Annotated in this window: 8 protein-coding genes and 1 pseudogene; 4 read left to right on the forward strand and 5 right to left on the reverse strand. The window is 40.2% G+C overall.

Features of this window, described 5'->3' with window-relative positions; all coding sequences use genetic code 11:
* The first annotated feature begins 653 nt into the window (after positions 1-653).
* The 3 genes from BMX21_RS11380 to BMX21_RS11390 all read left to right on the forward strand — a co-directional run bounded on the left by BMX21_RS11380 (position 654) and on the right by BMX21_RS11390 (position 3,345).
* Positions 654-1,496, forward strand: a complete 843-nt coding sequence (locus BMX21_RS11380; RefSeq protein WP_242952911.1) for an alpha/beta hydrolase — start codon at positions 654-656, stop codon at positions 1,494-1,496.
* A 369-nt stretch (positions 1,497-1,865) separates the two neighbouring features.
* Positions 1,866-2,492: a TetR/AcrR family transcriptional regulator gene (locus BMX21_RS11385; protein WP_177174017.1), complete on the forward strand. Its 627-nt coding sequence runs from the start codon at positions 1,866-1,868 to the stop codon at positions 2,490-2,492.
* 193 nt (positions 2,493-2,685) lie between these two features.
* Positions 2,686-3,345, forward strand: coding sequence for an MIP/aquaporin family protein (locus BMX21_RS11390; RefSeq protein ID WP_092044412.1), 660 nt, complete (start codon positions 2,686-2,688; stop codon positions 3,343-3,345).
* A gap of 457 nt (positions 3,346-3,802) precedes the next feature.
* On the opposite strand, the gene BMX21_RS11395 is transcribed toward BMX21_RS11390, so the two are convergent.
* The 5 genes from BMX21_RS11395 to BMX21_RS11415 all read right to left on the reverse strand — a co-directional run bounded on the left by BMX21_RS11395 (position 3,803) and on the right by BMX21_RS11415 (position 10,756).
* The gene (locus tag BMX21_RS11395; protein ID WP_242952910.1) at positions 3,803-4,897 is read right to left on the reverse strand and encodes a galactose ABC transporter substrate-binding protein; all 1,095 of its coding nucleotides are present in this window, start codon (positions 4,895-4,897) and stop codon (positions 3,803-3,805) included.
* Positions 4,854-5,876 carry a substrate-binding domain-containing protein gene (locus BMX21_RS11400; RefSeq protein WP_022754773.1) on the reverse strand — a complete coding sequence of 341 codons (1,023 nt, stop codon included), beginning with the start codon at positions 5,874-5,876 and terminating at the stop codon, positions 4,854-4,856. Before BMX21_RS11400 ends, BMX21_RS11395 begins: the two co-directional genes overlap by 44 nt.
* Positions 5,851-7,695 (reverse strand): histidine kinase, encoded by a 1,845-nt coding sequence (locus BMX21_RS11405; RefSeq protein WP_092044415.1) that lies wholly within the window; start codon positions 7,693-7,695, stop codon positions 5,851-5,853. Before BMX21_RS11405 ends, BMX21_RS11400 begins: the two co-directional genes overlap by 26 nt.
* A gap of 117 nt (positions 7,696-7,812) precedes the next feature.
* A complete protein-coding gene (locus BMX21_RS11410) occupies positions 7,813-9,408 on the reverse strand; it encodes a response regulator transcription factor (protein ID WP_092044418.1) in 1,596 nt (531 codons plus the stop codon).
* Between the two features lie 175 nt (positions 9,409-9,583).
* Positions 9,584-10,756, reverse strand: a complete 1,173-nt coding sequence (locus BMX21_RS11415) for an ABC transporter permease subunit (RefSeq protein WP_022754776.1) — start codon at positions 10,754-10,756, stop codon at positions 9,584-9,586.
* 177 nt (positions 10,757-10,933) lie between these two features.
* On the opposite strand from BMX21_RS11415, the pseudogene BMX21_RS11420 reads away from it, so the two are divergent.
* A pseudogene (locus BMX21_RS11420) lies at positions 10,934-11,124 on the forward strand (ISNCY family transposase); the annotation flags it as partial.

Genomic DNA, 11,124 nt, shown 5'->3' on the forward strand with positions numbered 1-11,124 from the left:
CCGGGAATGCGGATGGTATTATCATAGGCCTCATGTGAAAATAACCTTCGGTTTTCTAATGTCCTGCTACGCTTCCGTGAACATGCTATACTGCAGCTTCGCACGACATAAGAAAACCGAAGAACATTTTCAAAATCGGCCTATGATAATACCATCCGCATTCCCTCATCGCTGTGCTGCCTCGCAATTTCGCTTCGCGCTTATGCTTTGCTAGTGCTCATTATATTCGCTGTTCGCAGATTCCTTATTCTGGAATACGCATAAGGATTGTTATCTGCGCATTTTTATTATTTTGATAATAATCTGATTTGTTATGTGTGATTGTCTATGAAAAAGTCTGTGCATTTTTTAGAACTATTAAAAAGCAAAAAGGACAAATAATCATAAAAACAATCATAAAATGTTAAAGAAATTAGATTTTGGAATGATTTTTACAAAAGAATTCCATAATATGATTATTCGTGTGATTTGTACTTTTTGAATTCGTGATAATATTGCTTTCGTTGTAAATAAAAAAACGAATTAAAGAACACTTTCGTTTTAAGAAGTTTGATTTTTAAAAGGTAATCACACGAAAAATGGTAATAGTATTAGTAAATCTCATTGTACTTTTAACTTTATATCTTTCTCTTTGTTTTGTATTTGCAAGGTCTATGGGCATTGTGAAGTGTATCGATCCTGCTAAGGCTTATGAGAAGGAGAACCGCAGGCACTTTCTTGATGGATATAAAAACTGGGATTGTGAAGAATATGTTATAAGATCATTTGACGGTTATGAACTTCATTCAACATATATCCCTTCAGCTATTCCTTCCAAGAAGTTTGTGATACTGATCCATTCATCAACATATTGCAGAATAGGCGGTATCAAGTACTTCAATATCTTCAGAAAGCTTGGATATAACGGCATCCTCTTCGATCTTAGAGGTCATGGAGATAATAAGAAGTCTGCTTCTACCTGGGGAAGAAAAGAAAGTAAGGACCTTCTTAGTGTTATCGATGATACTGTAAGAAGATTTGGTGATGATATCACAATAGGTGTTCACGGAGAGTGTCTTGGCGGTGTTACAGCGCTTACTGCTCTTAAGTATCATCCCAACATTTCATTTGTAATCGCTGACAGCTGCTACAATTCACTTTATTCTCTTCTATGTAAGCTTGCTCAGCAGATCGCTCATGTATCACCAAAGCTTTTCGATCCTGCTGTAGTCTTCTTCAGACTTATGTTTGGATATTCTTATAAGAAGATATTTACTAAGGATAGTCTTAAAGGCAATACAGTTCCGATCTGTTTCATTCAGGGAGACAGCGACTGTGTAGTTCCTGTAGAAGATACCATGGAGCTTGAAGGTTCTACTAACGGTTATACAGAGATGCATATCTTTGAAGGAGCTGACCATACAAGAAATATACTTGCAGATTCCAGACGTTATGAAGAAATCGTAGAAGGTTTCCTATATAGGGTTAACTGCCTTGAGCTTGCAGCAACAGCTTAATAGCCTATTGCTTCCAGTATTTGCAAAGGCAGCAAAACAAGAAATCCCATTCCCGTCATAATCTGTCATTTTCTCATATTAGTAAATCTTTTACTTGCAGGACTTTTATAGTGTGTTTTTGGTGCTATAAAAGTCCTGTATTGTATTTTTTATAGGCCTTTTATGTTTTGGTAATAGAAAACTAACGCCTGGTATTTTGTGTATACAAGATATGGAACCCACATTTATGATAAAATCATTAGTAATAGCAATCAAAAACATCACAAATCCAATGCTTAAATGTATTCATTTTCAAACAATGAATTGATGCTTTGAATTTTACCAATACTAAAACAATATTTAAAATATACTCAATGTATGAGGTTAACTATGAGAGACGGAAGCGCTACTGAAGAGAAGATCTTAAACCTTGCCAAGAAGATGATCATAAAGGACGGCATTGCCAACCTTGATATGAAAGTCCTTGCAGAGAAAATAGGCTGCAGCAGAAGTACCCTTTACAGGCACTTCTCAAGTAAGGGCGATATCATGATAAAGCTTGTGGAAGAGTCTCTTCAGATCATAAGCAACTCTTCACAAAACCTTCCGAAAGATATACATTTTGATAACGGATTCGAAGAGTTCTCATGGTATGTTAATGAAAGAGCCAAGGCCCTTATCAAAGAAGTCGATTCTGTAACTTTCATAAGAGATTATGACTGCCTATATACCAATGCTTATCCTCAAAGCAGTCACTTAGAAGGGTTCAAGAATTTCATCAAGGGCGATTACCTATCTGATCCATGGTTTATTGCTTTTAAAAAGGGAATGGAAGATGGAAGCATCAGACATTTCGATGATCCTAAGCTTCAGGTCCTGACTATATCCAACGGCCTTTTAGGAATAGCAGAAAGAGTAATCCCAAGAGTCCCATTCTACCTTCAAGAGCAAGGATACGGCGAAGAATTCGTTCTCAACCAGGCCAATCTCTATCTTAATAGTATCAAGAATCGATAATTATAACTGAGAAAATATCCTCCAAGTTTCTGACAGGGTCTTGCACAATCAAAGCCCCAAATTTGAATTAATAATAATCCTCCTGATACAATCTAATAATTATTATCGCAATTATGTTATAATATTATCGTATCTATAGTTTTTATAGTAAAGCTAACAAAACTTCTAACTTACGTCAAGAGGAGGAGAATCCATGCTTAAAAAGTGTATCGCCGAATGTCTTGGAACCTGTGTACTTGTTGTCTTTGGATGCGGAACTGCTGCCGCCATTGGATGCGACGTATCGGGAGGGTATGTTGCAACCGCTCTTACTTTTGGTCTTGTTATTGTAGCTATGGCATATTCAATCGGTAACATATCAGGATGCCATATCAATCCCGCTGTATCTCTTGCTATGCTTATATCAGGCAAGCTTAGCGTATCAGACTTTATCTACTACATCGTATCCCAGTTTGCAGGTGGTATTATCGGTGCCCTTATCCTTAAGATATTTGCATCATCCGGTGCAATCGATGCAGGACTAGGCTCCAATGGCCTTTATAACGGCAATGTAGGATTATCCATCCTCATAGAGATCATCCTTACATTCGTATTCGTACTCGCAATCCTCGGTGTAACATCAAGAGATGCATTTTCAAGTGTAGCAGGACTTGTAATAGGACTTACACTAACCCTGGTACACCTCCTTGGCATCTACTTCACCGGCACAAGCGTTAACCCCGCAAGAAGCCTTGGACCAGCAATCTTTGCCGGCGGTGATGCCCTCTCATCCGTATGGGTATTCATAATAGCTCCCCTCATCGGCGCCGCCCTCGCCGCCCTCTGCTACAAATTCCTAGACACCGACAAGTAATCCCCATCAAACTCTAACTATACAGAATAAACACGCCATCTCTCAGTTCAATCATCCAAGAAGGAATTTCCTGTCATCTCTTGAATGATTATCAAAGCAGAAATGGCGTGTTTTTTATTAATCGGCAAACGTCCCACTTGGGAGGCGAAGTATCCGCTAAAGGCTATGCGAAGGTAAGTGGCCCTCGGACGGATAGTATATAAATAATTGGCGCGCTTTTAATTGTTTTACAAAATTTATGAGCGTGATAGATGGAGATTTTTATTCTGCATGGGGTCCGCATGTCTGAGCGTCAGCGAGTTTCGGACCCCAGAATAAAAATTTCCAGATATCATGCCATGAATTGTAAAACAATTAACAGCGCGCCAATTATTTATATACTATCCGTCCGAGGGCCACTTACCTTCGCATAGCCTTTAGCGGATACTTCGCCTCCCGAGTGGGACGTTTCCTCCACTCACCTATACAGGAAATCATTCACATTATCCAGTGTGATCTTGGTGTGGGGGAGCCTTATGTAGTGGCCATCTTCTATGCCAAGGTCATCAAGACTACTACCCGTTGCAAGCGCCATAGCAAGATCATACATCGCATGCGCCTGCCCTTCCTTGTCATTGTAAACAGTACCATGCATATATCCAGTCTTAACAGCTTCAAGCCCGCCTATAGTACCATCTATACCATATATAGCCGGAATCTTACTCTTAGCATCCTCTCCATACATATTAAGATAGGCATCTATAGCCCCAAGCGCCATATCATCGTTATTGGCCAGGATCAGCTCTATCTCGATATTGGACGATATTAACTGCTCTATCTTGCTCTGAGCCTGCGTCCTGTTGAAATTGGCAATAGCAAGACCCTGCCTGTCAAGCTGCACTCCCTTATTTATAAGAGTCTCTACGCAGTATTCACTTCTGACTATCGCATCCTGATGCCCTGCTTCGCCCTGCAGCATTACGTATTGTATAGTTCCATCATTATTAGTATCTATTGCAGAGCTCTGTCCCAGTATCTCATCCGCTGCAAGCTCTCCCTGCATGATCCCTGATTCTACCGCATCAGATCCTACATAGTAGAACTTAGCTGACCTTTGAAGATCCTCTTTGGTCAGTTCCCTGTTGAAGAATATAACAGGTACATCGTACTTAAGTGCCATATCTATGATATGTTCAGGTTCCGTCCTGTCTACCAGATTGATACAGATAACATCACAACCTGTATCTATCATCTCCTGCATCTGATTGTTCTGCTCTTTCGTACTCTGACCGGCATTATAAGTCACAATAGTAACATTAGTATCTGCATAGCTGTTGAACTCATCCATAAGCTGTGTTATGAACGTATCATGAATATCATAAACAGACACGCCTATACGAATTGTTTTATTATCAATACTTTTGATATTGCCGCATCCTGACAATGCTGCTTCCATAAGCGCAAGTATCATATATACAGATAACAACTTTGTTCCAATTCCGTTTTTTATTTTGTTTCTGATTCCTATTCTAATCTCCGATTGGGAAAAGAATCTGCTGATTCCCTTCATCATACATTGTTTCCCCCGTAACATATGCATATCCTACTGTATAGTCGCTAACCCTAAGATGCTCATCTTTTAGGACATCCGAAAGGTTACTTATCACCATATATCCCATTTCATATTCATTGATGACAACCATCCCTTTTATAATTCCCTGATCAAGGTCATTTAAGTTATCGGGAGAGCACCCTACTCCGTATAATTTAAGGTTCCCCAGCTCATTGGTAGGATAGGCATTATAATTATCTACCATCTTGACATAATCAGCTGCCGTCTCTGTGACATCATTATCAAGTGCCACAAGGATATCAGCTTTGTTACTTTTTACAAGCTCTCCAATCTCTCTTTCAGATATCTGCGTTGCTTCCACGCTGAACACTATCTGTGCTCCAGCCTCATTAGCCTTTTCCTTAAAAGAGTCCACGCGTTCCTGTACAGATACAAGTTTCAGATTACCTGCAAGTATACCAATCCTGACACCTTTTAGCTCCCCGTACTCTTCTATGATCCTTGTGGCAAGTTCTGTTCCAACTTCTACACTGTCAGCTCCGGTATATCCCATCTTACTGCTTGCAATCTCATCCTTGTTTACATTGTTGTCAATCAGTTCTATGTAAACATTCTGAGGTATATCCGTAAGTATGTCTGATGCACTGCTGCCCGAACACAGCTGCACTATCACTGCATCGGCTCCGTTTTCTATCTCCTGATCTATAAGATTTTTCTCTTTTACAGGGCTACCTTCAAAGTCAGTGGTAACATAGTTGAGCCTTATTCCATTTTCTCTTGCCGCCTGCCTTAGTCCTGTCTGAAAGCTGTCCCATCTTGCGCTATTGCTTTCATCTACTATTACAGATATCTGATACTTCTCAGAAGGCCCGTCTACTTTGATAACATCTACAGCACAGACCACAATGCCTATGACTATGACTGTTATGATAGCAAAGAGCCATTTGCTTTCATTAAATATATTCCGCGGATTCAACATCTCTGGCGTTTTCCTCCGAATATTCTATATATGGCATATGAATAGTAACCCTGGTACCCTCATCGGCTTCTGTATCTATCATAAGTCCGAAGTCTCTGCCAAACCTTAGCTGGAGTCTTCTGTGCACATTGATAAGACCAACTCCCGAGCCTCTTGCCCTTGTTCTTCCTTCTTCTGTGAGAAGCCCCTTAGCCTGTTCAGGACTCATACCATATCCGTTGTCTTCAACTTCTATGTAGACATTGTCACCTTTCCTATATCCCCTAACCCGGATACTACCGGGATCTTCCATCCCTTTAACTCCGTAATAGATAGCATTTTCCAAAAGAGGCTGCACTACAAGCTTAACAATACAGCAGTTCATTATATCCTGATCAATTTCATATTTTACAGAAAAAGAATCTTTGAATCTTACCTTCTGAATATTGGTATAGTTCTCTGCATGCTTGATCTCTTCACTTACTCTTATGATATTCCTTCCGTTTGAAAGACTTATTCTGAAAAGTGATGACAGCTGGGTTATCATATAAACAGCTTCCTTGTTCCTGCCGTCTTCTACCATCCATACGATAGAATCCAAAGTATTGTAGAGAAAGTGAGGATTGACCTGAGACTGAAGAGCATCCAGCTCGCTTTTTCTCTTTTCCTCCTGCTCCTTGATGATGTCCGCCATAAGAAGTGATATCTGGTTAAGGAGCTTTTGAAGCGTAGTTCCAAGGTAGCGGACTTCATTGGAACCACCTATGTATACAAGAGGGACACTCCTTTCTGTAACTTCAATATTGTGGATAGATGCCGTAAGCTTCTTGATGGGACTTGAAATCCTTGCAGAAATGAGCCTGTTAAGAAGTAGTACCGCCAGCATTACCAGCAGTACTATCAGCACCATAAAAGATCTGGTACTTCTAAGTCCTACCGAAAGGTTCTTGGTAGGTATGACGCTTACAAGTTTCCAGCCGGTATAGCTTATGGTATTGACTATCTCGATCCTTTTTTCACCGTTGAATTTCTCCTCATAGACGCCATCAGAGTATGTTGCCACAACCTGATTGTTTTCATCATAAAGTCCTGAAACTATCTGCATGTTCTGAGGATGATATATGATCCTTCCCTCTTTGTCGCACAGGTATATATACCCCTGTGAAAGGGAGTTGTTAAGAATATCGAACATCTGATACACAGTCGTGTAATCCATATCTACAAGGAGTACGCCCTGCTTGGGGATTCCTCCTCTTGTATACATGACAGACCTGCTAAGAGATATGACCCAGTAGTACCTTCCTGCCGAATCGCTAAAAAGGTTCTGAACATGCGGCGTCGAAAAGTGCATGTTCTCAACCTGCGTTGTGGCTTCTACGAACCACTCCTGGGTTGTGACATCAATATTATCTTTTTGAATCGCAGATGGCGCTGCACCAAGCTGTCTTCCATTGGATTCAAAAAGTGCCATTGATACTACATTATCTTTATTGGACTCATAAAGAAGATTCATCTGACTTCCGATCTTGTCTACATGGATATCAGATGTCTGAATAGATGTATAATAAAAGGCATCAGAAAGCTGCCTCATCTGCCGCAGGTAATCTTCAAGCTTCTCACCTGTCTGAGAGAGGATTGTCCTTGCATTGTCTGTTGCAACCCTTCTGGATATAGATGCAAAACTACTATATAGAACTGCCCCCAAAAGGCTCATGGACAATATTGAAACTATCGTATATGAGGTCAGAAGCGTTATCTGGATATTGCGAGATTCCAGCTTTTTTCTAAGTTCATGATGACCTTTTTGTTTACCCCCATCTTTGCGCTTGAATAATCCCATTAAAAGTCCTTACATTTTGTGACTAAAAACTATTCTCTTTATTTCCGGACATTCCTTTTTACATCCTGCATTTCTGTAAGTAAGATCATGTATATTGTCACAATACAAAATATTCTTTTAAGAAATCTCGCCTCTGGTTCTGAATTTGGATGGTGTTATCCCGTACTGGCGTTTAAATACATAGCTGAAATAATTGGGATCGGTAAAACCGACTTCCGCCGCGATGACATATGTCTTCTTGTCGGAAGTCATAAGAATCTCTTTTGCCTTGTCCATACGATAATCCGTAAGATATGTGACAAAAGTCTTACCGGTCTTTTTCTTAAAAACTGTTGAGAAATATGCAGAACTTACCCCTAAGTTCTTGCAGATCTTTTCTATAGTAATCCCCTCTTCGTTATAATGAGCAGCAACATATTCCTGTGCCTTAAGTACAAAAGACTTCTGGCCCTTGCTCCTCACATCCCCTATCATCTGCTGCATCCTTGACAGGATATCTGTCAGCATGATCTTAAATTCAAGTACATCCGGAAGCGCCTTGCCTATAGTATTGTCTGCAAATACATCTTCTATGGCAAGATGGTTCTCCTGAGCAAATCTATAGAGCCTGCTCATGGTATCTGTAATAAAAAACTCATACAGCTTCATAGTACCCAGATCCTGGCTGTAACTGTCTACAAATCTGCCCGCTTCCAAAGGTATATCAATTGTATCTTCTACCCTGATCCTTCTAAGGATCTCTGAAAGCGTCTTACCGCTTTCATCCATAATTGTCTCACTATCGTGCTCAGGCTCTATCTCCATGATATTGATAGCTTTGCCCGTTCCGTATATAGCCCTTGATGATACAGCCTGCGATGCTCCCTCAAGTGAGTGAACCGTATCCATCGCATCAGTGCATACCATTCCAAGACCTACTGTAACTACTGCTTTGCAGGCAATCTTGGCAAGCCTGCAGAAACTGTCACAATCATCTGTAAGCTCTATTACCTGCCTTGAATCATCCATCTGAGCTATCATCACGGTATCTCCCTGATAGGAGAAGAACTTACCGCGCCACTTCTCTTCAAGTCTCTCCTGAGCAAGTCTTCTTACTGATATACCCAGAAGTACCGGATTAAGGCCTTCCGGCGCCAGTGTCGAAGACGTGTGTATAAGGACTACCTCATATACAGGCCCCTTTAAGTCTATCTGATAATTAAGAAGATATTCCGCAAGATGCTCCTGGGGTATCCTTCCTGATACAAGTTCTGAATAGAAAGTCTCCTGAAGAAGCGGAAGGCTCTGGGCATAGTATCTTGAAAGCTTCCTGATACTCTGACGTTCTTCTGCCTCCTTATCAAGGGATTCTCTTATCCTTGTAAAAAGACTGCTAAGCTCATCAGAATTAACAGGTTTTAATATATACTCTTCTGCCTCAAGCTTGATAGCTTCCTTGGCATATTCAAATTCGTCATATCCTGAGAAAATAATGATCTTGACGCCAGGACACAGCTTTCGAAGCTGTCTAGAAAACTCAAGACCATCCATATACGGCATCTGGATATCCGTCATGACAACGTCAGGAGTATCACCCTCTGCCATCTCCAAAGCTTCAAGTCCGTTATGAGCATAGGTAGGGACCTCATACCCAAGTCCCTCCCAGTCTATTTTTCGAACGATGGCATTTATAACCTCTTCTTCATCATCAACAAGCAGACATTTGTAACCCAATATACCGCCTCCATTAGATACTCTCTATTCATTATACTACACAGATGCAGTATTCCCCTAGTGTCTCATTATCATGTTACAAGAATAAAATGACAGCACTAATATACTAAAAAAATATTTTTCCAGAAAAAAGGCGTAGCCAGATCAAAGGCCACGCCTTAAAACAGTCAGTAAATTACTTTTTCTTGGCAGCCATTCTTGCTGAGAAGATATCAAATGCAACTGCAGCAAGCAAAACGACACCCTTGATAACTTTCTGATAGTTAGGATCTATAGTCATAAGGCTCATTCCAAGGTTGATAACACCTATAAGTGTAGCACCAATAACTACTCCAAATACTGATCCCTTACCACCGTAAGCAGATACACCACCTACTACGCAGGCTGAGATAGCATCCATCTCAAAGTTTGTTCCTGCTGTTGAGTTAGCAGCCTGGAATCTTGCTACTACAGTCCATGCACTGATTACAGTAAGAACTGCCATATTAAGGTATGCAAGGAAAAGTATCTTTTTGGTATCAATACCAGAAAGTCTTGTAGCCTCTCTGTTACCACCAATTGTATAGAAGTAACGTCCGATAGTAGTCTTCTCTGTAATAAAAGCATAGATAAGAACTATTGCAAGAGCCCATATAAGAGCTGTAGGTATACCACCTGCATATGCAAGCTTATATGCAAAAAGCATGATGAATGCGCCAAATACTACGATCTTAGCAATCATAGCAGTCAATGAATCATGTGCATATCCCTTAGAGATCTTAACGCTTCTGCTTCTGATCTCAAGAACAGCTATGATGATAACACTGACTATTCCAAATACCATACAAGGAATATTCATTGTCTTGGCGGTTGTTTCAAAAAGCTTACCTGAGAAAATCTTAAGGTATGCAGGCGGGATAGGAGCAATTGAACCTGTTGTGCTGTTAGCAGAAAGGATTGATGTTCCTATTCCTCTGAATGCAAGATATCCAACAAGTGTTGCGATCCACGGCGGGATATTAACATAAGCGATCAGTGCTCCGAGTATGCATCCATAGATGATACCTATCAGCAGCATTGCAACGATAGATAGTCCGACATTCCATTTCATTACTACCATCATCACACCGCCAACAGATCCAAGGAAACATATGAATGATCCGCAGGACAGATCGATGTTACCACCTGTCAGCATACACATGAGCATACCGCATCCAAGGATATATACATATGCATTCTGAACTATCAGAGCACTAAAGTTAAGTGGTGAGAAAATACCACCATTAGTAGTAATACAAAAGAAAAGATATACGGCGACAAGAATTAGAAGTCTTGTATTTGATTTTAAAATTTTCTTAACGTTTTCCATTTATTCTCGTCCCCCCTTACTGCTTCTCTCTCTTTAGGCGTTTGCGAAACGCCAAAAGCCGCATAAATACGGCATTTTTATTGCAATAAAAATGAATAACCCCTCACCGGATATGGTAAAATAGAGTTGTCCAAAAACTACCTACCAACACTCAAGAAAGGAGTTATTCTGATATATATGATACCATACAAACAGCTTTCTTTGGCTGATATTTATTCAGACTGCCAGGATAAATTTGAAAATGACAAGCCTGCATTTCTGTCTCTATTAGAAACCTATATCGATCTTGATGAAATTATTCCGATTTCCTTTAGAAATCATTTCTATGCATCAACGGGAAGATCCCGTAAATACCCTTTAAAAGCTCT

The sequence above is a fragment of the Butyrivibrio sp. TB genome, assembly GCF_900110805.1.
GTDB lineage: Bacteria > Bacillota > Clostridia > Lachnospirales > Lachnospiraceae > Butyrivibrio > Butyrivibrio fibrisolvens_C.